A 22,984-nucleotide genomic window follows, 5' to 3' on the forward strand; every position below is an offset into this window, starting at 1 on the left:
AATTGGGGATCCATTTTACGGTACTTAGATTTAGCGATGGCCACTTCTTTTTCAAATTCCACTATCAATACTGCCTTATGCTAACCAATTCGATTTGAGGCTTCTCGCGACTCTTCTTTGTTAGTGTAGCATCTAAATTAACCGAGTATAAAAATCTACAGAAAGGGGAACTGTCAACCACCAAGGAGGCATTGAATTAAATTTTTGGCTTATTTATCAGTAAGTTATAACTTGGTATAAATTTTGATGATAAATATTTGCTTTGAAGAACATTACTATTTACCTGTGATTAACAAGATTTTAATAATCTATGTCTCGTACAATCTACCCCCTATTTTTGGCGCTATTCCTGTCTTTTTTTGGTTCGTGCTCAAAGGATAAATATGCAATCCAAGCGGATGATGACCCTGATGTGGATTTAAATCCAAAGCCCGATCTGGGAACACCTTTGGGGTTAGGGGGGCTATTCTTGTATGGTTCCAACATGGGATATTATTCTGGTTGGTCCGATGAACAATTGGCGGAAATGTTGATGGGCAATGCAGCAAAGGATATCGCAGGAGCAGGGGTGAACAGCCTGCGTCCAGCTATGTATGATCATTTTGTAGAACGGTGGGGTTATGACATCCGGGTACATACTTTTGAAACTTACCGGACACTGGGTGGTAAAAATCACACCATCTTTCTTAATGGGCCTGCGGATGCACATAGGGATCAAAGCCGATACTGCGATGGCGTCCAGTCGCAGACCTTTGCCAACTTGTATGAACCCATATGGTCATCAGATGGAGAAGTGAATCCGAATAACTATTATGCCAGCTATGTATACAATGTGGTAAAAACGTACAGTCCTTATGTGAAGTATTGGGAGGTCTGGAACGAACCGGATTACACCAACAACTGGTCGGCTACCCAAACGTGGTCCAAATCAGATCCCAACCCCTGCGACCTTACTAATTTTGCTGCACCTATACAGTCCTATGTGCGGATGCTTAGAGTCACCTACGAAATTGTCAAACACCTAGATAGCGAAGGAGTGGTCTGTGTCGGTGGATTGGGCTACTCCGGTTTTTTGGAAGCCATATTACGTAACACCGATAACCCAAGTGGAGGAAGTGTAAGTGCCGATTATCCAAAAAAAGGTGGTGAGTGGTTCGATGGGTTAAGTTACCACGTGTATCCGATGTATTACTTGGGCAGTGATCAACATTCCGATGCAGCGGCTGCAGCGGTAGTTAGCCATAAAAATGGGTTTCAGGATGTGCTGGATAAATATGGCTATGATGGAACGGCTAATCCAGCAAAAGAATTTATTGTCACAGAGGTCAATATTCCTCGCAAAGCCATTAATGGCTATGTTGGCGGAGATGAAGTGCAGCGAAACTTTTTGATCAAAGCGGCTGTTGTTGCGCAGAAGGCAGGCGTTCGTGGACTGTATATTTATGGCCCTGCTGAAAGTAAGTCCTTGGCTCAAGCTACTGACCCTTATCAAGCGATGGGACTTTATCAGCAGATCACGTCCGGTCCTTACCATGCAACCATTACGCCGGGAGGGGTTGCATGGCGCACAGTTAGCCACTTGCTAAGCAGCCGCCAATACGATCCGGCTGCAACAACCCGCCTGCAATTGCCCTCTCATATCGACGGCGGAGCGTTTTATTCTGTTAATGACAAAGATTATATCTATGTATTGTGGGCAAAAACCAGCGGCACATCGGAAACCACAACGGCCGAATACAGTTTCCCTGCATCGTTCAATATAAAGAATGCTACGCAGTTCAATTGGGAAAATAAGCAGACCGGTGTATCCAGTCCCCTTAAATTGACTGGTTCACCGGTGTTTATCAAACCCTAATACCGACGATAATGTTAACTACTTATCCATTTCCTGTGCTACAGGTACCGGTGGTTTTCCTTCTTTAATGCCCAGTTTCATTAGGACAGGCACAAAGAAGGAGACAATGCCGATGATACCGATTACACTGCCGAGGATCACAAACGTCAATGTGATGCCGATGTTATCGGCAATAAATCCAGTGCCCAGTAAACCGAGCATAGAGGGCAGGAGTGCAATGCTGAAATACATCGAAAATACCCTTCCGAGCATGGAGGCATCTATCTTTTCCTGAAGTACGGTGGTAAAGCTAGCATTATAAATGGATGCAGCGATCCCTCCGAGGACGGTAAGTGCCACGAAAAGAATGAATCCCGAAGCTGGTAGCAAACCTGAAGCGGCCAGACTGACCCCCAATAGGATGTGCATACCGTTGATGATGGTAATTTTATTCAGCGAAGGCTTAAAGATGCCCAGTAATCCACCACCTACTAACATACCGACACCCCAGACCACTTCGATGAGGCTCATTTCAAATTTGCCGCCACCAAAGTGCTGCAAGGTAAGCAACGGGAACAAAACGGCTACCGGCATAATGCAGAAGGTGGCCAACACGGAAAACCCGAAGAGCCACGAAATCCCTTTGTTTGACGTTACAGCGCTGATACCCAGTCGGAGATCGCGCATGACCTGCTTTATCCCCGCGCGCTGTGCTGTCTCGGCCTTTTCCGGATTCGGGATATGGACAAAAAGCAAGGAGGCAATGGCGAATAGGGCACCGCCGATGTCGAGCAGTAGGACATAGCCAATATCCATCAAGCCAATGGCCAACGCACCCAATGCCGGTCCGGCAATACTGGAAACCGATTGGATGACCTGGTTGATCCCGCTGATGCGTAGCAGCTCCGATTCCGGGGCTAATAGCGGCACAGAAGCCTGCATCGCTGGCATGTGAAAGGCCGATCCTACCGAGCGAAGGGCCAACAGGATGTAGATGAATAGCAACTCGGAATAACCGAGGTAAAAAAGCATGGACATAATACCTGTACAGGCGGCTATAAAACCATCTGCCAATATCATGGTACGCTTGCGGTCCCAGCGGTCGATATAAACACCTGCAAAAGGCCCGATAAGTGTTTGTGGCAGGAAACCTGCGATCGCGGCAAATGCCAATACTTCGGCCGATCCCGTTTCCAGGCTCAACCAGATGATGATGGCGAAGTTGACCGCGGAACTGCTTAACAGTGATATAAATTGGCCACTCCAGATGATGGCAAACGTTCGTTTCCACGTAGGTGTCATGGTATCAAGAATTCGTTATCGCCTTCTGAAAATGCAACGTCGCAAATCCGGGAAAGGCAAGGGTTAAAACTAAAACATAAAAAAACAGATTGTTTCAGGAGAAAACCTGAAAAAAGGGAACACCGAAGGCTACGCTGTCGGTGGCCTCAAGCCCTGTCCCGATAATGTGGGGCTACTTGAATGCTTTGTGCCAATTTCATTGGGATCAATTTTGTGCGTGCGAAGATACGGCAATTATTCTTAAATTTGCTTTTTTTTATAAAAATAGTGCCACATGAAGAAGTATGTAATCCTGGTAGCTTTTACGCTCGCTACCGCAGCAGCCTCTGCCCAACAGCCTCACGCCATTAACCTGGAGTTTATGGACACTTCGGTGCGCCCCCAGGACGATTTCTATAATTACGTGAACGGAAATTGGATGAAAACGGTGGAGATACCCTCAGACCAATCGCGTTGGGGGAGCTTCAATGAACTCATTGAGAAGACCAATGAAGCTACCCTGAAAATCTTACAGGAATCGTTGGAACAAACCAATCCAAAAGGATCGGACAGGCAAAAAATTGCAGATCTGTACCGGAGTTATACCGATTTCGATGCGCGGGATAAGGTAGGTATCGGGCCGATTAGGCCTTTCCTTCAAAAAGTAGATGCCATTCGGGACTTCGACGACCTGTATCGGTACCTCGTAGAAATGGCACCCATCGGGGGGAATCCGTTTTTCAGTGCAAGTGTATCGGCGCACATGAAAAACAGCAACGTTAATGCAATTTACCTGGGTGCCGCCAGCCTTGGATTGGGAAGAGCCTATTACCAAAAAGAAGACGAAGCCAACGCCAAGACCTTGGTAAATTATCAAAATTACATCAATACACTGTTTCCCAAGGTTGGGCAACTGACGCGCGACTTAAAAGGGCCAAAGATTGTTGCGTTTGAAAAAGAACTGGCAAGCCACATGCTCACCGTAGAGCAGGTCCGCAATGCATCGCTTCGCTACAATCCGGTGGCGGTGTCCGATCTGAAAAAGATGGTAAAAAATATTGATCTCGCGCAATATCTTTCGGATTTGGGATTCAGAGCGGATACGGTCATCATCGGTGAATTGGCTTATTACAAGGCGCTTGACAAGGTGCTGAAACCTGAAAACCTAGAAGTGATTAAAGATCTTCTGCGTTTTGAGATTGCAAATGGTGCGGCCACAAGCCTTACCCGAGAGCTGGATCAAATCAGTTTCGATTTTTGGGGAAAGACATTGAATGGGCAAAAAGAACAGCGTTCTTTGGATAAGCGGGGACTGCAATTCGTAAATGGAACGGCAGGGGAGCTGCTGGGAAAATTGTATGTGGACCGTCATTTTCCGGCAGAGGCGAAAAGTGCTGCAGAAGAATTGGTTACCTACCTTAGAAAGTCTTTCGCACACCGGATCGGCCAACTGCAATGGATGTCTGCCGAGACCAAGGAAAAGGCATTGGAGAAGTTGGATAAGTTTAATGTGAAAATCGGATACCCCGATAAGTGGAAAGATTATTCTAAACTTGAAGTCGGTACTTCCCTGTTTGAAAACGTGCTGAATGCCCGCCGCTGGCGGTTTGAGGAAAACCGGGCCAAGCAGGATAAGCCGGTAGATAAAACCGAATGGGGGATGACGCCGCAGACGGTTAATGCATATTACAGTCCCCTTTACAACGAGATTGTCTTCCCTGCCGCAATTTTGCAGCCACCGTTTTACGACTATAAAGCGGATCCCGCAGTCAATTTTGGAGGTATCGGCGCCGTGATCGGCCACGAGCTATCGCACGGATTTGACGACAGCGGTTCGCAGTATGATGGAGACGGAAATCTTAACAACTGGTGGACCGAGGAGGATAAAACCAAATTCGAAGCTGCAACAGCTGCGCTGGCAGCCCAGTTTGAAGCCTACGAACCGATACCGGGTGTTTTTGTGAACGGACGGTTTACGCTGGGCGAGAACATTGGTGACCTGGGAGGTGTATCTGTTGCTTATGAAGCCTTGCAGATGTACCTGAAAGACAAGGGCGAGCCCGGGAAGATTGATGGTTTTACGCAGCAACAGCGTTTCTTCCTTTCGTGGGCAACTATCTGGCGTACCAAAACCACGGAGGCATTTGTGGTCAATCAGGTAAAAACAGACCCGCATTCCCCTGCCCAATACCGGGCTGTTGGTCCGCTCGTAAATGTTGATGCGTTTTATGAAGCATTTGATATCCGGGAGGGTGACAAATTGTTTGTTCCGAAAGAAAAGCGCATCGTGATCTGGTGATGATTCGCTGCTGATACACAAAATGGCCGATCCATTCCGGGATCGGCTTTTTTTGCAGGGATCAGAGCCTACGGATTGTCGTAGATATTTTTGATTCGTGTCCGGAATTCGCCGTATCTTCGTGCGTCGTTTTTCAAAATATGTTAAAAAAGGCCATCCTGACCGTGGGGCTGCTGGTGCTGTCCAACGCGTTTATGACGCTTGCCTGGTACGGGCACCTGAAGTTCAAGGAAATGAACTGGTTCAATAACTTAGGGTTGGTTGGCGTAATTTTCATCAGTTGGGGTATTGCGCTTTTTGAGTACTCGCTCCAGGTGCCTGCCAACCGGATCGGCTTCAGTGAAAACGGCGGACCGTTCAACCTGTGGCAGCTGAAAGTCATTCAGGAAGTTATCACGCTGACGGTCTTCTCCGTATTCGCCATCGTTTTCTTCAAAAACGAACCCCTCCGCATCAATCACCTCATTGGTTTCGTATTTCTGGTATTGGCTGTGTACTTTATCTTTAAGAAGTAAGACCATTTCAACCTGGGGAGATAAGGCACATCCGGATACGTTGCGGAACGGATAAAAAGCAAAAAAACCTTGTTAGTTTAAATCATTTCCGTCATTTTTGTAGTGGAGATAGCGAATGCAAATGGCATTGCGTACTTTATTTCGTGAAACCGATTCCCTGATTTATTGCCCGCTATATGAAGTGGGAACGCTCCGCACGATAGGGAATTGAAGCAATTTTTTCAGGTAACGATTGCTCGTTTGTATCCATGCCCTTGTTTAAAGGGTGTTCCCTTTTATTTTTTTGCGTAGCCATCGATGCCCAAAGCGATTTCGGATGAAGTTATTTTGGAAACATAAATCACCAAAGCATTTGGTATTCATTGCAGGTTGTCCCCGTTCGGGTACGTCGTGGACCTGGGGTTTGTTGTCGTCCTTCAAACAGGTGGAGCCGCTCCTTATCGAGGATTTTCCCACCCTGGCAAAACGACACAGCGTCAAACAGATGAAAACAGGTGCGGGGTTTGTCACCACGGAAACGGGCATTTTTCATTGGAACCTCACAGACCGCGAAATCCGTCAAGGTATCGCCGAAAAGGCGCGCCGGTATCCCGGTGCGGTATTGCTGGAGAAAACACCGGCTAACGCGTTGCAGCTCGATCGTATCACGACCTTGTTTCCGAAAGCGAAAATCATTCATGTCATCCGCGATCCGCGCGCCGTCGTCAACAGCATGTTGCGGAGTACATTCAGCAGCGGACTGCGGTTAGCCCATACGGTTTCAGAAGCCATTGCGTTATACCGGCGGTATGCGGAGGCCGCTGAACCTTATAAGAGCTATGAACATCTGATGCGTATACACTACGAGTCGCTTTGGCGCGATCCGTTTAAGGAACTGGGAAGGATCTGCCGTTTTATTGGGGTCGATGCGAGCAGGGAAGACCTGGAACAGGTGGTTAAAGCCAATACTGCAAAAGCACAGACGCTAGCAAGCAATGATTTCAGAAAAGGAAAAATCAATTCGTATTGCGAGGAATTAGATAAACGGGGCTTGCTGCAGATTGAGCAAGAGCTGGCGGATGTGTTTGACACATATGGCTACCCATTCGAGGTGAAACAGATTTGAAAATATGATTATCCAACTGACAGGGCTTTCCGGCGCCGGTAAATCGACCATTGCACAGCATGTAGCAGGGAAGCTGGTCTCATCGGGTATACCCGCGGAGGTGATTGATGGCGACCGCTACCGAAAAACCGTATGCAAAGACCTGGGGTTCTCCAAGAAAGACCGGTGCGAGAATATCCGCCGTTTGGGTAAAATTGCAGCGGAGAAAGCCCGGGCGGGCAATGTGGTCATCTTAGCTGCCATTAATCCCTACGAGGAAGTCCGCCGTGAACTCGCACAGCAGTATCAGGCGAAGACGGTATTCATTGACTGCAACCTGCCAACGTTGATCAACCGCGACACCAAGGGGTTGTACTACCGGGCCATGCTGCCCCCGTCTCATCCTGACAAACTTCTGAATTTGACGGGCGTAAACGACACGTATGAAGCCCCCAACTGCCCCGACCTGGTACTTAGGACCGATCAGGAGCAATTGGAGGAATCCGCAGGTAAATTATACCGGTACATCGTGTCCCGGCTTCCTGCTGCGTTTATTTCGCGGTAGCCCACATAGGTTTCAACTTCAGTATTTGTGAATGCACGGGGCAATGGGTGGCGTGCGCACCTGGCAGGTAGCCCGTACTCATCAGAAACTCGTTGACGATTTCCCCTCCGGTGAATTTAAAGGTCTTCTTGAACAGCTTCATCCACTCGGGCAGTGTTTTGGGATGATGATGTTCCAGCCATTTTTCAAAGGATCCATATTCTTCTTGCAGTTGAAGTATCGCTTTCGCATTTTCAATCGCTGCGTTGATTTTAAGACCATTGCGGATAATTCCTGCATCGGCCAATAGCCGCTGCCGGTCCGTTTCGGTATATGCTGCTACTTTTCCGATATCAAAGTTATCATAGGCTTTGCGGAAGGCTTCTTCCTTACGCAGAATGGTTTCCCAGCTCAGTCCGGCTTGGTTGATTTCCATAATGAGTCTTCCGAACAGTTCGTTGTCATCGTGGAGGGGGAACCCGTAGTGGTTGTCGTGGTAATTTTTGTGCAGCGCCTGGCGTGTTTCGGGCTGCATGGTGGGTATGTAATCGCAGTAGGACATCGTTGTAGCGTGTTGGAATATGGATGCGAATTTAAGCAAAAAAAATTAGCATAATCCGACAGACTTACGTTTTATGTCATTTTTTATATAAGTTTAAGCATGGATAAATGGTCGTCATTGATACAGGATGCTTTTTCTGACTTCTCGGTTCCCCAGCGTTGGGCCGATTTGGGATGCGGGGAAGGTACTTTTACCTACGCACTCGGCAGCCTGTTGCCTGATGGCAGCATGCTATATGCGATCGATGCCGAACCACAGAAATTGAACAAACGGGAAGGAGGGACGGATATTACTTTCCGGCAAATGGACTTCGAACGGGAACCTTTACCGTTGCAGGATCTGGACGGTATTATGCTCGCAAATGCCCTCCATTACGTGCACGATAAAAAAACCTTAATTGGCAGGCTGTCACATAGCTGTAAACCGCAACATGCATTCCTCATTGTGGAATACGACACCCTGACCGCTAATCCGTGGGTACCATATCCCATTGATTTCCCGACATTGGTAACACTGTTCCAGCGGGTAGGCTATCGGAAGGTGGTACGACTGGGTGAACGCAAATCGCGGTATGGCGGAAAGATGTATGCTGCATGGATTGAAAATGACTAAATCAGCGTAAGAGTCCGTTCGGTATGGACTTGCTTTAAAAAATAGTCATCGTGGGATACCACAATCAATGTGCCCTGGTATTCGTTGATGGCTGCCGTCAGTATTTCAACGTTTTGTATATCCAGGTTATTCGTCGGTTCATCCAGCACAATAACATCGGGCGATTGGTTGCCGATCGTCAGGCAGCAAAGCATCAGCCGCATCCGTTCGCCGCCGCTCAGAGCACTGCAGGGTTTGTTCCAGTCGTTTTTCGTAAATAAAAAGCGATTGAGCCGGATTTTGATTTCATGCTCCTGCAATGCGGACGCATTGAATGTTTGGGCCTGTTCGTAAACGTTGAGCCTGTTGTCAATCAGTGAATAATCCTGGTCTATGTAGACTGAACGGGTAATTGACCGGTGTATTGTTCCCGTTTGCGGTTCCAGTGCGCCCAGCACGATCTTGATAAGTGTTGTTTTGCCGGAACCATTCAATCCGCGGAGTGCAATCCGTTCGCCACTGGCAATTTGGAACGTCAATTTTTCTTTCCAAAGCAGCTGGTTATGGTACGAAAAATTGATAGCATCTGCTGAAAACAGTAGCTTTCCGCGATGTAAAGCGGAATTGTCAAAACCGAATTTCATTTGGTCAATGCCGGGTAGTTCTTTCCGTAAATCTTGTAGTTCTCTCGAAATACCACTGATTTTTTCGGTATGTACACCTTTTAGTTTTGCGGTGCTTTTTTCGGCACTGTTGCGCAGCGTGTTCATCATAATTCGCGCGACACCGGCTTTCTCTTGCTTCTTTTTTCCGCGTACATCCTGCCGCTGTTGCCTTTCCTGGGTTTGCCGCTCTTTTTCCCGGGCTTTCCGAAGTGCTTTTTCCCTGGTAAGGATATCATGCTGCCGTGCATGGTCTGCCAGTTGTTTTTGTTCCCTATAAAAGTCGTAATTGCCCCCGTAGGTAGTGATCCCTTGTTTATCCAATTCGGAGACCGTATCCAACAGGTTCAGCAGGACCCGATCGTGACTCACAACGATCAATGTGCTGGATGTGGATTCAACCAAATTATAGAGCAGATTCCGGCCAGCCGTATCCAGGTGGTTGCTGGGCTCATCCAGTAAGATGAGCTTCGGCTGATGGATGGAAATTCCCGCCAGGAAGACCTTAGTCTTTTGCCCACCGCTCAGGAATGCCAGTTGCTGGGATAAATCCAGGTCGGCCAACTCCCATTTGCTAAGCGCTTCGGTGCAACGGTCTTCAATGGTCCAGTCATCGTCCAATACAGTAAGATTGTGTTCGGTCACATGTCCATTCAGGATTTCATGGAGTGCATTGATCTTTTCAGCCACCTGCAATGCCTGTGCAATGGTCAGGTGATTCGATTGCCCGAACAACTGTGGCACATAGTAGGGCGAGGCATCGACGTGCAAAAGGCCGTCAGCAGGGGGAAGTTCGCCCGCAATGATTTTCAGCAATGTGGATTTTCCGGCACCGTTGGGGCCGATCAGGGCAACTTTATCGGTTTTGTTGACCGATAAATGGATATTGCTGAATAGTAAGTCTTTATTGGGGAGTAAATAAGTTATATTTTCTAACGTAATCATCATTTCTTTCTTTAGCGTGTGGGTATGGTAGCAACCGTGTTTTTGGAACGATCGGGGCTGTTACTGCGCGAAAGAAATGACTATTACATAAATATGTTGTCTGTTATAGGGGCAAAGATAAGAGAATCTTCACTATTTCTGTGCTTGGCGTTAATAATAAACGCAAGTTATAACGATTCTGCAGGGAGTCATCATTTCAATCCAGATCAAAAGACATGGATACCGGTCGCTGCTTTGAGAAGAGCGACCGGTACCGTGGCCTTTATTTGTGAACAGCCTTCGCGTATTCCACAAAAATAAGATTGTATTCGGGGAGAAAAATGGCGGAAATCAGGGGTTTTTAAGCTGTGCTGCCTCGATTTGGGAAAATATGGCGAATTTTGTGGTCAGAATTTGCAGACTATGACATCCATTTTCATCACCGATGACCACCCACTTGTATTGGAGGGACTGAAAAATATACTGGCGGAGGCAAATACACTACAGGTTGCAGGATGTTTTGCCAATGCCGCAACCACCTTGGAAGCGATCAAAGAAACCTTTCCCGATGTACTGTTGCTGGATATCAACCTGCCTGACGCCAACGGGATTGAGCTGGTGCAAAAAGTGAAATCTTTGTCGCCCAATACTCGTATCATTGCGCTTAGCGTGCATAATGAATATGCCGTAATTAATAGCATGTTCAACGAAGGGGCCGACGGCTATATCCAAAAAAATGCGTTGGGCGATGAGATCATCGAGGGTATTAAGACGGTGCTGGAAGGCAGGCGTTTCCTCTGTTCACAGTCGGCCGCAATTATGTGCCAGAAAGACAAAGATGGCCTGCAAAATGTGCCGAAAGTGACCCGGCGGGAGAAAGAAATTCTGCAACAGGCTGCCAAAGGGTTAACCACGCAGCAGATTGCTGATGTACTGTTTATCAGCCCACATACGGTAGAGAGCCATCGTAAAAATCTGATGGAGAAATTCGAGGTAAAAAACCTGGCCTCGGCCATCAAACTGGCCACGGAATACGGCCTTATCCGCGAATGATCGGATACAGATCAGCCCACTTTTCTCAGCGTATCGTTGGTTGCGGTGATGGGGCATTCGACCGTGAAAGTGGTGCCTACACCTATATCCGACCGGATTTCCAGGGTGCCATGAAGTAACCCTACCCGCATGGCAACGTTTCGTAAGCCGGCACCTGCGTAGGGTTCTGCCGTATCAAAGCCCACTCCGTCGTCTTCGACCGTCAGCGTAATCGCCTCATCCGTTTGCTGTAACTGGACAAGTATTTCTTTGGGATGCGCATGTTTTACGCAGTTGTTTACTAATTCCTGAACAATGCGGTAAAGCAGCAGTTGGCGGGGTTGTTCCATGGAGTTTTCATAGCGAAAAGCCTGAAAGAAAATGGGGCATCCGGCCCGTTTCAGTTTGTCGCAATATTCCCGCAATGCTTCGGCAAGGCCATAGTTGGTCAGCATGGAAGGCATCATGCTATGTGCGATGCCCCGAAGTTCCTCTACGGCATCATCCAGATTATTTACGACGATGGCAAGACCTTTTCGCTGGGCGACGTCTGCAGACATGGCGGTAGAAATCCGTGATAAATCCATCTTGATACTCGAAAGAATACCGCCCAAACCGTCATGGAGGTCGCGCGCCAGGCGTTCGCGCTCTTTCTCCTGTCCTTCCAGCAGGGCGGATAACAGTGAATTCCGGTGCACATGTTCGACCCGTTCCATGTCAATGGCGTGTATTTGTTGTTGCTGCACCAATAACTTCTTTTTATTTCGATACAGCAGGAATACGAGAATGCAACAAATGAAGAGGGGAACGGCGATGCCGATCAGCAGCCCGATGTATAGGCGGTTCCGTTCCAGTACAAAGTCTTTTTGCTGATTTTCCCGCTGTAGCACCAATAGTTTGTTCTCCGCTTCTGAGAGGTTGTATTTTTCCTCCATTTCATGCAGTTTTGCGGTCACCTCATTGTAATGTAAGCTGTCAGAAAGTTCAATGTAGGCGGTTAGGTAGCGATATGCTGCTTCCGGTTTTTTCAGGCGGTATTCCATGCGTGAGAGCGTACGGAGTGCTTTCAGTTGGTAGGTACCCACTTGATTGGTCTGACCGATGGTCAGCAGTTCGTCTAACAACGGGCGCGTATTTGCAAATTCGCCGCGCTGCTCGTACAATTCGGAAAGGTGAAGCAAAATATCGCTGGTTGTATAGGTGTCGTTATAGAGCCGGGCGATGGGCAATCCCTGTTGAAAGGACTGTTCGGCTGCGTTCAGATCGCCTGTTAGCAATTGGTAGCGACCCCGCATGCTGTAATAATCGGCCCAGACGCGATGTTGCCTGTCCACATGCTGCAGGTGATTGAATGCGCTGTCCAGATCCATCATTCCTTTTGCTTTTGAGAGTGTATCGGCATTCAGGGCATTCATGGAAAGCATAACGTATACATCCGCGATTTCAGCGTGGCTATCCGGCAATAAGCACTTATACTGCTGGACGCTTTCAAGAAAATACTGATTGGATTTATGGTATTGTTTTTGGTTGCTGAATAAAATCGCGATATTGGTGTTTACTAGCGCAAGGGACTCCGTGTCTGCCAGGTGAGTAAGCAGGGGGATAACCTCGAGGTATCCGCGCAGTGCCTCTTCGATGCGGTTACGCTGCCAGAAGATATTAGCCGTGTTGATCTGGCTTTTTGCCAATAGGATACGGGCTGAGTGGGATGTATCCTGTTTCACCATTTTCTGTGCAATCTCGTTGTAGCGTTGGGCCTCTTCCGTGCGGTAATGGTCGTAGTGCCAGGATCCGATGTTGAGGTAGGTCTTCGCTTCGCTGAGCGGATCACGGCTTTCACGGGATAATGTCAATACTTTTTTCCACAACGCCATTGCGCGGGCAGAATCTCCATGGGGCACCTGCCTTGCCATTTCGGTTAACAGGTTTATTTTAGCCGAATCAGTCTTCACCTGCTCTAGTTCCCGTGACAAACTGTCAACCGAGTTTGGTGCGGCTCCTACTACATGGGTGGCAGGGAAGTACACCAAAACAACTAAAGTTAACCACTGGTAGGTAATGTGCATCTTCATTTAACCGTTTTGTTATTTTCAGTTACAAAATAAATAATTATTTGAATAGCAGGGGATGAATGCCTAATTCTGCAAGAAATTGGCTGAAATCAGGGAGCTGGCTTATTTTTTTGTACCTTTGTCATTGGCTTTAGGGGTATTCTGTGAAAAGAATTGAGAGAGACCCTTCGAACCTGATCCGGTTTATACCGGCGTAGGGAAAAGTTCAATCATCACTTCCTAGCGTGGTGCTGTTGCGCTTCTTAATCCTTCCGGAGAAACCTGCTTTAGCCGTTGAATTTTTTGAGATTTTGGATATGGAAAAGCGACTTTGGAATCATGTACTAACGGTCAGGCGGCAAGCTCCGCTGGTACAGAACATCACGAATTTTGTAGTTATGAATAATACGGCTAACGCGCTGCTGGCGGTAGGCGCTTCGCCTATTATGGCGCACGCGGAAGGGGAGCTGGCTGACATGACCCAGATCTGCCAATCGTTGGTCATCAACATCGGTACGTTGGATGAACACTGGTTTGAATCCATGTTGCAGGCATCGGCCACGGTCCGGCGTGCCGGTAAACCGTGGGTGTTGGATCCCGTCGGTGCAGGTGCTACCCCGTACCGTGACCACGCCATTAGCCAACTACTGGCGATGCGGCCCACGGTGGTCCGGGGCAATGCCTCCGAAATTATGGCGCTGGCCAAGTCAAATCACAACGCTACCAAAGGGGTGGATAGCACCGCCGCGAGCATTGATGCGCTGGATGCTGCACGGTTTATCCGGAAACAATATGGTAGCGTTGTATGTATTTCGGGTGAAGCCGATATTGTTGTGGGTGAGGACCAACCGGTATACATCCGCAACGGCCACCCATTGATGACCAAGGTCACCGGCTTGGGGTGCTCTGCCACTGCCATCATCGGAGCATTTTTGGCGGTGGTGGAACATACAGAGGAAGCCGTAAGTGCAGCTATGGCACTATTGGGCGTCTGCGGTGAGTTAGCGGTTGCGGTGAGCAACGGACCGGGCAGCTTACAAGTAAACTTATTGGATAAGCTATACAACATTACCGATGACGAGTTTATCACGAAGCTCCGCATAGCGTATGAAGCCTGATCTTTTATTTCCATACCGGCTGTATCTGGTAATTTCCGAAGCAGACTGCCAGGGAAGGGACCCGCTATGGGTGGCTGAACAGGCGATTCTTGGCGGAGTGGATATCGTTCAATTGCGCGAAAAGCAGTTGGATACTGACGCTTTCTTATTAAATGCAGCTCGGTTAAAGGCGGTTACCGACCGGTATGGTGTGCCCTTGGTCATCAACGATAACCTGGCCGTGGCGGTGCAATTGGGGGCCTGGGGTATCCATGTGGGGCAGCGGGATCTGCCTCCATCTTTAATCCGAAAAGTATGGACCGATGGCTGCTCCGTCGGTTATTCAATTGAGCAACCGGAACAGTTGTACAGTAAGGAAACAGAAGCATCCGATTATTTAGGGATCAGTCCGGTTTTCAGTACGGCTACCAAAACCGACACGATAATCGAGTGGGGGACGGACGGCATCCGGCAGATCCGGCAGCGTACCAGCAAGCCCCTTATTGCCATTGGCCGTATGGACCGGACGAATGCCGCGGATGCCATCCGGGCAGGGGCCGATTGCATCGCGGTTGTCTCCGCCATCTGTTCGGCAGATAGTCCCCGTGATGCAGCCGCTGAACTGAAGGAACTTATCAATAACGCGCTATGAATACGAAGAAATACCGATACCCCTCGGTCTTGACCGTTGCAGGGTTTGACGGCAGCGGCGGAGCGGGGATACAAGCAGATATCAAGACCATTTCGGCTTTGGGATGCTATGCCACATCGGCACTGACGGCACTGCCTGTGCAGAATACACAGGGGGTCCGGACCATCTACCCGATTCCCTACCAGGCTGTGCAGGAGCAGATCGAGACCATTCTCGATGATATTTTTCCCGATGCCATCAAAATCGGCATGGTGCATACGTCCGAGCTGGTAGATACCATCGTGGATACGTTCGCGCGGTACGCGGACACACCTCCGGTGGTATTTGATCCGGTGATGGTGGCAACGAGTGGCGACAAGCTTATTGCGGATCAGACGATCACTACAATTGTAGAACGGCTGTTTCCCATCGCAGCCGTGATCACTCCGAATATGGATGAAGCCGCCATCCTCGCCGAAATGCCGGTGCGTACGCTGGATGATATGTACCTTGCGGGAGAAAAAATACAGAAATTAGGGTGCCGTTCGGTGTTGCTGAAAGGCGGTCACTTGGAGGCACCGCGTCTGATTTCGCTGTATTTTGAGGCAGGAGGTGCCGTTCATGAGTTCAGTTTTGACAAGTTCGATACCAATAATACGCATGGCTCTGGCTGCACACTGTCTTCGGCAATTGCCAGCTACATCGCATTGGGAAATAACTTGTTGGATTCGGTATCCAACGGACAAAAATACGTCCATGAAGCCATTTTCCGGGGGCGGGATGTACAGATTGGCAAGGGAAATGGACCGTTGAATCATTTTTTTAATCCGCAGCAACTTACAAAATATGACCTGGTCTGAACAAGCTTGGGTGGCCATTGAGCCTATTTATCAATCCATCGTTGCCATGCCGTTTATCACCGAATTGCAGGAAGGCAACCTACCGCTGGAGAAATTTCAATTCTACATGACACAGGATTCCGGTTATCTGGAGCATTTCGGGCGAGCGCTGGCGCTTATCGGTGCCCGGGCCAGCGATATCAACGATGCATTGGCTTTCATGCGTTTTGGGGAAAATGCAATCGTTGTGGAAAATGCATTACATGCGTCTTATTTTCAGGATTTCGGTATCGTCGAACGCGGCGTGCTCGAACCGGCGTGCCACCACTACGTGCATTACCTGAAAAGCACCGCTGCCTTGGATGCCGTGGAAGTGGCGATGGCTGCCGTACTGCCTTGTTTCTGGATCTATAAGGAAGTGGGCAATTACATCTACACCCACCAACGGGCAATTGGTAATCCATACCAACGGTGGATAGATACCTACGCCGGTGAAGATTTTGCGGTATCGGTGCGGCGGGCCATTGAATGCTGCAACCGGGTGGCGGACACCGCGACGGACTACATGCGTGTGCGGATGATCGATGCCTTCGTTACCGCCAGTCGACTGGAATACCGGTTTTGGGACAGCGCTTATAGGCTGGTCAGGTGGGAGTAACTTTTCTGCCATTTGTGATCTGACCAAAATACCCTACATTTGGAGCCATGTATAACAGGAAAAATTTATTTCTCCTACTTTGTTTATGGGGAATTTCGGTGTCTGCCTCATGGGCACAGCGCTATCAGTATACCGTGGATTTGACGCAGCTCCAGGACGATAAATTCAAGGTATCTCTGCTGGCACCCAAGGTAACGGAACGCAATGTCATTTTCGCGTTGCCAAAGATTATTCCGGGTACCTATGCCATCAGCGACTATGGTGCATTCACATCCAACCTCGTGGCTACCGACCGAAAGGGGAGGCGCCTGCCGGTGAAGCAGCTGAATACCAATCAATGGGAAATTGGCAAAGCCAAGAAACTCTATAAAATCAGTTACGAAGTGGAGGATATCTTTGATACGGGCAAAGAGCACAACATCTATCCGATGGCGGCCACGAACATCGAAGATAAAAATATTGTTGTCCACACACCCGGTATTTTCGGATACGTGGAAGGACAGAATAAGTTACCCATTGAACTGACCTTTGAAAAGCCAACCGGTTTCTATGGCTCGTCGGCCAAGCTCCCCGTAGAAAGCACGGCTACGCGTGATGTTTTCCATATGGAGAGTTTGGATGATCTATACGATACACCCATCATGTATGGCGTTCCCGACACGACAACGGTACAAGTGGGTAATTGCGAGGTGCTGGTATCCGTCTATTCGCCGAATAAGCTGATCCAGTCGCGGGAAATTGCCAACTGGCTGACCGATTTGCTTCAGGGGGCTAAAAAATACCTTGGGGGCAAACTGCCCGCGGATCGTTATGCTTTCCTGTATTATTTTAAAGATATGGGCATCAAGCAGTCTTTTCCGCTTGGATTAGCCGGTGCGTTGGAGCATACGACTTCGTCTTTTTACTACATTCCTGAAATGCCGTCGGATGTATTAAAAAACATGATTGTCGATGTGTCTTCGCATGAGTTTTTCCATATCATTACACCGCTTACTATCGCTTCAAGGGAGGTGAAAGAATTTAATTACGACACAGCAGTTCTGTCCAAACACCTGTGGTTGTACGAAGGTACGACCGAATATACAGCCCATCATGTGCAGGTACAAAACGGTATAAATACCCCTGAACAGTTTTTGGATAAACTTGCCGAAAAAATCGCAGATTCACGCGAGAACTATAACGATACATTGGCGTTTACCCAGTTGAGTAAATACGCAGCTTCGACCTATGCCGATGAATATGGAAATGTTTATCAAAAAGGAGCATTGATTGGCGCTTGCTTGGATATGTATTTATTGCATTTATCTGACGGGGGATACGGACTGAGAAACCTGACCCATGACTTGGGGATCCGCTATGGAAAAGAACGATTTTTTGAAGACGATGAGCTTTTTGACGAAATTGCCAAGCTAAGCTTCCCGGAAGCCAAGGAGTTTCTTGTAACCTATACACAGGGAAATCGTCCCATTCCGTATGAATATTACTTCAGTTTAGTTGGAGTGCGCTATCAGCCGGACGGAGAGAAGAAATTGGTGATGGACGAATCTGCAAGCGACCAGGCAAAAAAACTGAGGTCAATCTGGCTAACGGGTACCACTCCTTGCGAGTAGCCTTCCGTTTTTCGCGGTCTTAGTCGAGGTGTTTTTCAAAAAAAACTTTCATGTCGTTCCATGAGGCTGTATCTGCCGCTGCGTTGTAAGCAATGGGAATATTGAGTTTCTGGCCTGTTTCAGTAGCTTTCGGGTTGGTAAACGCGTGCGTGGCACCTGGATATTCCTTGAATACATAGTCGGCTCCGATTTCATCCAATTCTGCCCTGAACGCCTTTACCTCACTTTCGGGTACATTGGCATCCTCAGCACCGTGGCAAATGAGAACAGGGGTTTTGAGTAGTTCCTTATCGGCGGGCACACCTTTGAACCCACCATGGAAACTCACGGCCGCTTGCAAGGAATCGCCTAATTTAACAGCATTCAGCACCATAGATCCTCCGAAACAATAACCAATGGCTGCAATCCGGTTTGTATCCACCTGTGGAAGTGCTTTAAGCTGAGCCAATGCGGCATCGAAACGCTGTTTGGCGGCTTGCGGATCCTGGTAGTTGGGGCCAGCCAAAGCCATCGCAATTTCGGGATTATCGGCAGTTTTACCCTGTCCATACATATCCACCGCAAAGGCCACATACCCTAGGTCGGCCAGTTCGCGTGTTCGGCGTTTGGTATAATCGTCAAGTCCCCACCATTCGTGTACGACCAGCACGCCGGGCTTTTTCTCGGTGTCTTCACAAAATGCAACATAGCCGACCATGGTATCGCCCAGTGCTTGGTAGCTTACTGATTTTGCCGCCACCGAGTCGGTGAGATTCAATTTTTGTGCCGTTGATGTACGATTGTTTGATGCACCATCACATCCGATAGCTAGCAGCGCTGCGGAAATTGAGGTTATTATTGTTGTTTTCATCGCTTTTGGTATACAGGTTTTATCGATTGGATTTTCAATGCTTTGAAGGTAAACAATTTTACGAGGATAATGTTTTAAGTCGGTGATGGAATTAAGCTATAAATAGCTGAAATTCTTTATTTTTGAATAAGAGGTATTGAAGGAAACCTCAAACACATATCCGACCATACGGATGAATAAATTATGAAGAAAATACTTGCCTTTAGTTTTGCCGCCATTGGATGGTTTGCCATCGTCGCACAGTATGTGCTGATGCTGGGGAATCGCGTAACTTCCGTAGGAGAAGCCACGATCCGGTTTTTTAGTTTTTTTACCGTATTGACCAATATATGGGTTGCGCTTTATTTCAGTTTTCGAGTTTTTGGAACGAAGCATCGGAAATCATCCATCCACAGTGGGGGAACATTGACGGCCTTGACGGTTTATATCACCGTGGTGGGACTCGGTTATCAGATTTTGCTAAGGCACCTTTGGAATCCAACCGGCCTGCAATGGCTTGTTGACGAATTGCTCCATTCTGTCATCCCGATTTTGGTAATCTTATACTGGTATGGGTATGAGCGTACAACCGACATTCATTTTAGGCAGATAACCGGGTGGCTGTTGTATCCTTTTGTTTATTTGATATATGTATTGATAAGAGGCAGTTATTCAGGTTTTTACCCTTATCCATTTGTGAATGTTATTCATCTTGGACTTATTCAGGTATTAATCAATTCGTTTTTGTTTGCATTGGTTTTTGTTGTGATCTCCTGTGCGTTTGTCGGTTTAGGCAGGAAAATCGGACGATAAATGGGGTCAGTCAAAAACGTCTTTTACGAATGTTGGGGCTCGCGGCCAAATGCTTTTCGCAGTTCATCCTTTGCTTGCTCCAATATATCCTTCTGTTGTTTGTCGAGATTTTTTCCGGCGCGATTGATGTAAAACGTCAGCATAGACATGGCCGAACGGAACGGTTCCGATTTCTTACGGTCGCTTCGTTCGGCAGACTGCTTCAGCGATTGGGCGATTTTTTTTGGATCTTTTGTTTCAAAAATATGCGCTTCCAGATCCAGTGCGTCGCTCTTTTCGGTCACCTTGGCAGACCATTTTCTGCCTGTTCCGGTTTTCTTCTTTTGTGCCATGTCGTTACACTTTTGGTTCCCGGTGTATGCATGCCGGGGCTTTTAAAGAGCAAACCATTTAACACGGTCGATGTTTGGAGTTATTGCAAATAACCTGTGTGATTCTTCTCAATCCAATTCGATCCAAACCGGCGCATGGTCACTGGTTTTTTCCCATCCCCGTACCTGGCGGTCTACACCGGCAGCACGAAGCCTAGGCACTACGGCGGGGCTGAGCAGGAAATGATCGATGCGCATACCGGCGTTGCGGCCAAATGCATTACGGAAATAGTCCCAAAAGGTGTAAATGGTTTCATCGGGATACAATTTCCTCAACGCATCGGTCCATCCCTGGGTAACCAGTTTGCGGAAGGATTCCCGGATTTCGGGGCGGAAAAGTGCATCGTCCACCCAACGTTCGGGTTTATACACGTCAAATTCAGTGGGGATAACGTTGAAGTCACCTGTCAATATCACGGGCGGGCCCTGTTCGAGCAGGGACTGACCATGGGCAATGAGACGATCTAACCAGCGGAGTTTATAGTCAAACTTTGGCCCGGGCGCCGGATTGCCGTTGGGAAGATACAGGCAACCAATCACTACTTCATTAATCTTTGCTTCGATGTAGCGACTATGTGTGTCTTCGGGGTCTCCGGGTAGCGTGCGGCAAATTTCTTCAGGTTGCCCGATCCGCGAAAGAATGGCCACTCCATTCCAGCTCTTTTGGCCATGCCAGATGGAGGTATAACCGGCGTTCTCCAACGCTTCTGCCGGAAAATTTTCCTGGACAGCTTTTAATTCTTGGAGGCATACAACGTCGGGCTGGCATTCGTCCAGCCAGCGTAATACAACCGGGAGCCGCGCATTGATGCTGTTTACGTTATAGGTGGCAAGTTTCATTTGAAATAAAATAATTGTTTTTACGGCCTCATGAAACCTGCGCTTTCGGCCCCTTTTTTATGGGGTGCTGACGTGGCAGGTTTCATTTGAGAGTTATTGTTCTTTATGGTTTCAAGCGCTAAATATGGCAAAATTATTTGATTGGTTGTTCAATTCAGGTTGTCATAATCTATTTTTACACCTGTCTTTTCATCGACTTCAGCAATGAGCTGCCCCACAACCCTGCAATATCCAAGTCCGTTCGTCTGACAGAATCGTGTCGCCTCTTCCCAGGTCAATGCATCAATATGTGGCCCGCCGTAGGTTTTTAACTGACCGCTTACGGGATCAATAGCCAGAATTTCGGTTACCCACTTTTTCATCTTTCGTGACACTTGTTAATTGGTTCACAAAGAATGATTGATATTGTTTGGAAAAGCCTACAACGGATGTGTGGTTTGGGGTTAACAAATTTGGGGTTAACAAATAAAGCGAAAAGCCCGGTATTTTGGGATAACCGGACTCTTCAAATCAACCTAAACCTATCAAAGTAACAACACCGGAGCCGAATTGTTTTCGATGTCAGAATTTTTTTACTACGATCTTTCACAGGGTGTCAGATGACTGTAACGAAAAAAAGAAATACCTATCTTTGCATATCGCACCAGATCCAACGTAAAAATGGGGCATATCAGGGTATATTACGAACGTGTAGCGGATTTAAGCCAATCCGATTGGCAATATATTGCTGCATTATTTGAGTGCGTAAGGTTTTCGAAGGGTGAAACCGTTACGGAGCAAGGTGATGTTGAGCAATTCCTTTATTTCATCGAAAGCGGTATCATTCGGTATTATGTCTGTGATGATACCACGGAAACTACTTTTGACTTCTGTTTCGAGAAGGCATTTGCCAGCGCATATGACTCGCTGGTTAATCAAACTCCATCGTCATATCGGCTCAGCACGCTGTCTGACACAATTGCCTGGCGGATATCCTATGATAACCTTCAAAAGATGTATCAAAAAACCCAAGTGGGAAATGTTGTCGGCCGTGTCCTTGCAGAAAAGTTATATAGCGCCAAAAACCAGCGGGAATTGGCACTGCTAAGGCTAACGGCCAAAGAACGTTACCTCAGTCTTTTTTCAGAACGTCCCGAAATTATCAGGCAGATTCCACTGAAACACATTGCATCTTACATAGGCATTACACCGCAGGCACTTAGCAGAATACGCAGGGAAATTTGTTAACATAGATTCATTGTGCCTCGCTGCATTTCTTCGGACCTTTGTTCCAAAGATTGACTGGACAATGATTTTACCCATACTATCCTACGGACATGCCATTTTAAGGCAGAAATGCCAACCCGTTACCGTAGATTATCCGGAATTGAATGCCCTGATAGACAACATGTGGCATACCATGTATCGTGCGAATGGATGCGGATTGGCTGCTTCGCAGATCGGAAAACCGATTACCTTATTTGTCGTGGATAGCAAACCGACTTTTGAAAATTACACGGCCGAAGAACGCTCGCGTTATTTTCCGCAGGGAGACGAAGGAATCACGGAAACGTTCATCAATGCCCGGATAACCCAGCGGTTTGAAGAAACCTGGGAAGACGAAGAAGGCTGTTTAAGCATTCCTTCCCTGCACCGAAAAGTGGAAAGACCGTGGAGCATTGAGGTCGAATACACAGATCGTCATTTTGTCAAGCAGCACAGAATGTTCAGTGGCATCACCGCCCGCATGATACAGCACGAATACGACCATACGCAGGGGATTTTGTATCTCGATTACCTGCAGCCGCTTACCCGGAAAATGCTGGAAAGCAAACTCAGGAAAATCTCAAAAGGACACATATCGGTCAATTACCCCATGCGGTTCAGGAAATGATTGCTCCGTTTTCCAAAGCGGCTAATTGAGAAATCCCATTTAAA

General features: G+C 47.8%; 23 protein-coding genes and 1 riboswitch. Of the genes, 15 read left to right on the plus strand and 8 right to left on the minus strand.

The window, feature by feature from the left end; all coding sequences use genetic code 11:
- The first annotated feature begins 310 nt into the window (after window positions 1–310).
- A complete protein-coding gene (locus tag IEX60_RS15695) occupies window positions 311–1,855 on the plus strand; it encodes a hypothetical protein (RefSeq protein WP_188752280.1) in 1,545 nt (514 codons plus the stop codon).
- A gap of 18 nt (window positions 1,856–1,873) precedes the next feature.
- Here the strand turns inward: IEX60_RS15695 and IEX60_RS15700 are convergent, their stop codons facing one another.
- Complete coding sequence (locus IEX60_RS15700) at window positions 1,874–3,136, minus strand: MFS transporter (protein ID WP_188752281.1); 1,263 nt, start codon at window positions 3,134–3,136, stop codon at window positions 1,874–1,876.
- 274 nt (window positions 3,137–3,410) lie between these two features.
- Between IEX60_RS15700 and IEX60_RS15705 the strand changes: the two genes are divergently transcribed.
- From IEX60_RS15705 to cysC, 4 genes are all read left to right on the plus strand, one after another.
- Window positions 3,411–5,414, plus strand: a complete 2,004-nt coding sequence (locus tag IEX60_RS15705) for a M13 family metallopeptidase (RefSeq protein ID WP_188752284.1) — start codon at window positions 3,411–3,413, stop codon at window positions 5,412–5,414.
- 140 nt (window positions 5,415–5,554) lie between these two features.
- Window positions 5,555–5,929, plus strand: coding sequence for a DMT family protein (locus IEX60_RS15710; RefSeq protein ID WP_188752286.1), 375 nt, complete (start codon window positions 5,555–5,557; stop codon window positions 5,927–5,929).
- Window positions 5,930–6,245: 316 nt separating this feature from the next.
- A complete protein-coding gene (locus IEX60_RS15715) occupies window positions 6,246–7,034 on the plus strand; it encodes a sulfotransferase family protein (RefSeq protein WP_188752287.1) in 789 nt (262 codons plus the stop codon).
- A 4-nt stretch (window positions 7,035–7,038) separates the two neighbouring features.
- Complete coding sequence (cysC, locus tag IEX60_RS15720) at window positions 7,039–7,578, plus strand: adenylyl-sulfate kinase (RefSeq protein ID WP_188752289.1); 540 nt, start codon at window positions 7,039–7,041, stop codon at window positions 7,576–7,578.
- Here the strand turns inward: cysC and IEX60_RS15725 are convergent.
- Window positions 7,565–8,119 (minus strand): DNA-3-methyladenine glycosylase I, encoded by a 555-nt coding sequence (locus IEX60_RS15725; protein WP_188752291.1) that lies wholly within the window; start codon window positions 8,117–8,119, stop codon window positions 7,565–7,567. The two genes, cysC and IEX60_RS15725, sit on opposite strands and share 14 nt — an antisense overlap.
- Window positions 8,120–8,218: 99 nt before the next feature.
- Here IEX60_RS15725 and IEX60_RS15730 point away from each other — a divergent pair, with 99 nt between their 5' ends.
- Window positions 8,219–8,731, plus strand: a complete 513-nt coding sequence (locus tag IEX60_RS15730) for a class I SAM-dependent methyltransferase (protein ID WP_188752293.1) — start codon at window positions 8,219–8,221, stop codon at window positions 8,729–8,731.
- On the opposite strand, the gene abc-f is transcribed toward IEX60_RS15730, so the two are convergent.
- Window positions 8,728–10,320: a ribosomal protection-like ABC-F family protein gene (gene abc-f, locus IEX60_RS15735; protein WP_308420756.1), complete on the minus strand. Its 1,593-nt coding sequence runs from the start codon at window positions 10,318–10,320 to the stop codon at window positions 8,728–8,730. The two genes, IEX60_RS15730 and abc-f, sit on opposite strands and share 4 nt — an antisense overlap.
- Window positions 10,321–10,719: 399 nt before the next feature.
- On the opposite strand from abc-f, the gene IEX60_RS15740 reads away from it, so the two are divergent.
- Complete coding sequence (locus IEX60_RS15740; RefSeq protein ID WP_188752295.1) at window positions 10,720–11,349, plus strand: response regulator transcription factor; 630 nt, start codon at window positions 10,720–10,722, stop codon at window positions 11,347–11,349.
- Between the two features lie 11 nt (window positions 11,350–11,360).
- Here IEX60_RS15740 and IEX60_RS15745 read toward each other — a convergent pair whose 3' ends face one another.
- Window positions 11,361–13,400, minus strand: a complete 2,040-nt coding sequence (locus IEX60_RS15745; RefSeq protein WP_188752297.1) for a tetratricopeptide repeat-containing sensor histidine kinase — start codon at window positions 13,398–13,400, stop codon at window positions 11,361–11,363.
- Window positions 13,401–13,522: 122 nt separating this feature from the next.
- Window positions 13,523–13,617, plus strand: a riboswitch (TPP riboswitch).
- Window positions 13,618–13,696: 79 nt separating this feature from the next.
- Here IEX60_RS15745 and thiM point away from each other — a divergent pair.
- Genes thiM through IEX60_RS15770 form a run of 5 tightly spaced genes read left to right on the plus strand, consistent with a single transcriptional unit; the run spans window position 13,697 to window position 18,214 of the window.
- On the plus strand, window positions 13,697–14,497 hold the full coding sequence (thiM, locus tag IEX60_RS15750) for a hydroxyethylthiazole kinase (protein WP_188752299.1): 801 nt from the start codon (window positions 13,697–13,699) through the stop codon (window positions 14,495–14,497).
- The gene (thiE, locus tag IEX60_RS15755) at window positions 14,487–15,128 is read left to right on the plus strand and encodes a thiamine phosphate synthase (RefSeq protein ID WP_188752301.1); all 642 of its coding nucleotides are present in this window, start codon (window positions 14,487–14,489) and stop codon (window positions 15,126–15,128) included. Before thiM ends, thiE begins: the two co-directional genes overlap by 11 nt.
- On the plus strand, window positions 15,125–15,967 hold the full coding sequence (gene thiD, locus IEX60_RS15760) for a bifunctional hydroxymethylpyrimidine kinase/phosphomethylpyrimidine kinase (protein WP_188752302.1): 843 nt from the start codon (window positions 15,125–15,127) through the stop codon (window positions 15,965–15,967). Before thiE ends, thiD begins: the two co-directional genes overlap by 4 nt.
- Window positions 15,954–16,604: a thiaminase II gene (gene tenA / locus IEX60_RS15765; protein WP_188752303.1), complete on the plus strand. Its 651-nt coding sequence runs from the start codon at window positions 15,954–15,956 to the stop codon at window positions 16,602–16,604. Before thiD ends, tenA begins: the two co-directional genes overlap by 14 nt.
- A 47-nt stretch (window positions 16,605–16,651) precedes the next feature.
- Window positions 16,652–18,214 (plus strand): M61 family metallopeptidase, encoded by a 1,563-nt coding sequence (locus IEX60_RS15770; RefSeq protein WP_188752304.1) that lies wholly within the window; start codon window positions 16,652–16,654, stop codon window positions 18,212–18,214.
- A gap of 19 nt (window positions 18,215–18,233) precedes the next feature.
- Here the strand turns inward: IEX60_RS15770 and IEX60_RS15775 are convergent, their stop codons facing one another.
- Window positions 18,234–19,064, minus strand: a complete 831-nt coding sequence (locus IEX60_RS15775) for a dienelactone hydrolase family protein (protein WP_188752305.1) — start codon at window positions 19,062–19,064, stop codon at window positions 18,234–18,236.
- A 183-nt stretch (window positions 19,065–19,247) separates the two neighbouring features.
- Here IEX60_RS15775 and IEX60_RS15780 point away from each other — a divergent pair, with 183 nt between their 5' ends.
- Entirely contained in the window at window positions 19,248–19,856 is a 609-nt protein-coding gene (locus IEX60_RS15780) for a Pr6Pr family membrane protein (RefSeq protein ID WP_188752306.1), read from the plus strand.
- Between the two features lie 23 nt (window positions 19,857–19,879).
- Here the strand turns inward: IEX60_RS15780 and IEX60_RS15785 are convergent, their stop codons facing one another.
- From IEX60_RS15785 to IEX60_RS15795, 3 genes are all read right to left on the minus strand, one after another.
- Complete coding sequence (locus tag IEX60_RS15785; protein WP_188752307.1) at window positions 19,880–20,188, minus strand: DUF3175 domain-containing protein; 309 nt, start codon at window positions 20,186–20,188, stop codon at window positions 19,880–19,882.
- Window positions 20,189–20,296: 108 nt separating this feature from the next.
- Complete coding sequence (gene xth / locus IEX60_RS15790; protein ID WP_188752308.1) at window positions 20,297–21,067, minus strand: exodeoxyribonuclease III; 771 nt, start codon at window positions 21,065–21,067, stop codon at window positions 20,297–20,299.
- A 149-nt stretch (window positions 21,068–21,216) separates the two neighbouring features.
- A complete protein-coding gene (locus tag IEX60_RS15795; protein ID WP_188752310.1) occupies window positions 21,217–21,429 on the minus strand; it encodes a hypothetical protein in 213 nt (70 codons plus the stop codon).
- 298 nt (window positions 21,430–21,727) lie between these two features.
- On the opposite strand from IEX60_RS15795, the gene IEX60_RS15800 reads away from it, so the two are divergent.
- Window positions 21,728–22,294 (plus strand): Crp/Fnr family transcriptional regulator, encoded by a 567-nt coding sequence (locus IEX60_RS15800; protein WP_188752312.1) that lies wholly within the window; start codon window positions 21,728–21,730, stop codon window positions 22,292–22,294.
- A 61-nt stretch (window positions 22,295–22,355) separates the two neighbouring features.
- The gene (gene def, locus IEX60_RS15805; protein WP_188752314.1) at window positions 22,356–22,940 is read left to right on the plus strand and encodes a peptide deformylase; all 585 of its coding nucleotides are present in this window, start codon (window positions 22,356–22,358) and stop codon (window positions 22,938–22,940) included.
- The last annotated feature ends 44 nt before the right edge of the window (window positions 22,941–22,984 follow it).

Source organism: Parapedobacter defluvii, from assembly GCF_014642075.1.
GTDB classification, from domain to species: Bacteria; Bacteroidota; Bacteroidia; order Sphingobacteriales; family Sphingobacteriaceae; genus Parapedobacter; species Parapedobacter defluvii.

Coding starts and splice junctions, on each gene's coding strand:
- def (WP_188752314.1), top strand. CDS start 22,356: ATGATTTTACCCATACTATCCTACGGACATGCCATTTTAAGGCAGAAA.
- cysC (WP_188752289.1), top strand. CDS start 7,039: ATGATTATCCAACTGACAGGGCTTTCCGGCGCCGGTAAATCGACCATT.
- IEX60_RS15785 (WP_188752307.1), bottom strand. CDS start 20,188: ATGGCACAAAAGAAGAAAACCGGAACAGGCAGAAAATGGTCTGCCAAG.
- IEX60_RS15700 (WP_188752281.1), bottom strand. CDS start 3,136: ATGACACCTACGTGGAAACGAACGTTTGCCATCATCTGGAGTGGCCAA.
- IEX60_RS15705 (WP_188752284.1), top strand. CDS start 3,411: ATGAAGAAGTATGTAATCCTGGTAGCTTTTACGCTCGCTACCGCAGCA.
- tenA (WP_188752303.1), top strand. CDS start 15,954: ATGACCTGGTCTGAACAAGCTTGGGTGGCCATTGAGCCTATTTATCAA.
- IEX60_RS15795 (WP_188752310.1), bottom strand. CDS start 21,429: ATGAAAAAGTGGGTAACCGAAATTCTGGCTATTGATCCCGTAAGCGGT.
- IEX60_RS15745 (WP_188752297.1), bottom strand. CDS start 13,400: ATGAAGATGCACATTACCTACCAGTGGTTAACTTTAGTTGTTTTGGTG.
- thiD (WP_188752302.1), top strand. CDS start 15,125: ATGAATACGAAGAAATACCGATACCCCTCGGTCTTGACCGTTGCAGGG.
- IEX60_RS15725 (WP_188752291.1), bottom strand. CDS start 8,119: ATGTCCTACTGCGATTACATACCCACCATGCAGCCCGAAACACGCCAG.
- IEX60_RS15770 (WP_188752304.1), top strand. CDS start 16,652: ATGTATAACAGGAAAAATTTATTTCTCCTACTTTGTTTATGGGGAATT.
- IEX60_RS15710 (WP_188752286.1), top strand. CDS start 5,555: ATGTTAAAAAAGGCCATCCTGACCGTGGGGCTGCTGGTGCTGTCCAAC.
- IEX60_RS15800 (WP_188752312.1), top strand. CDS start 21,728: ATGGGGCATATCAGGGTATATTACGAACGTGTAGCGGATTTAAGCCAA.
- thiM (WP_188752299.1), top strand. CDS start 13,697: ATGGAAAAGCGACTTTGGAATCATGTACTAACGGTCAGGCGGCAAGCT.
- IEX60_RS15780 (WP_188752306.1), top strand. CDS start 19,248: ATGAAGAAAATACTTGCCTTTAGTTTTGCCGCCATTGGATGGTTTGCC.
- abc-f (WP_308420756.1), bottom strand. CDS start 10,320: ATGATGATTACGTTAGAAAATATAACTTATTTACTCCCCAATAAAGAC.
- IEX60_RS15740 (WP_188752295.1), top strand. CDS start 10,720: ATGACATCCATTTTCATCACCGATGACCACCCACTTGTATTGGAGGGA.
- IEX60_RS15775 (WP_188752305.1), bottom strand. CDS start 19,064: ATGAAAACAACAATAATAACCTCAATTTCCGCAGCGCTGCTAGCTATC.
- IEX60_RS15695 (WP_188752280.1), top strand. CDS start 311: ATGTCTCGTACAATCTACCCCCTATTTTTGGCGCTATTCCTGTCTTTT.
- IEX60_RS15730 (WP_188752293.1), top strand. CDS start 8,219: ATGGATAAATGGTCGTCATTGATACAGGATGCTTTTTCTGACTTCTCG.
- thiE (WP_188752301.1), top strand. CDS start 14,487: ATGAAGCCTGATCTTTTATTTCCATACCGGCTGTATCTGGTAATTTCC.
- IEX60_RS15715 (WP_188752287.1), top strand. CDS start 6,246: ATGAAGTTATTTTGGAAACATAAATCACCAAAGCATTTGGTATTCATT.
- xth (WP_188752308.1), bottom strand. CDS start 21,067: ATGAAACTTGCCACCTATAACGTAAACAGCATCAATGCGCGGCTCCCG.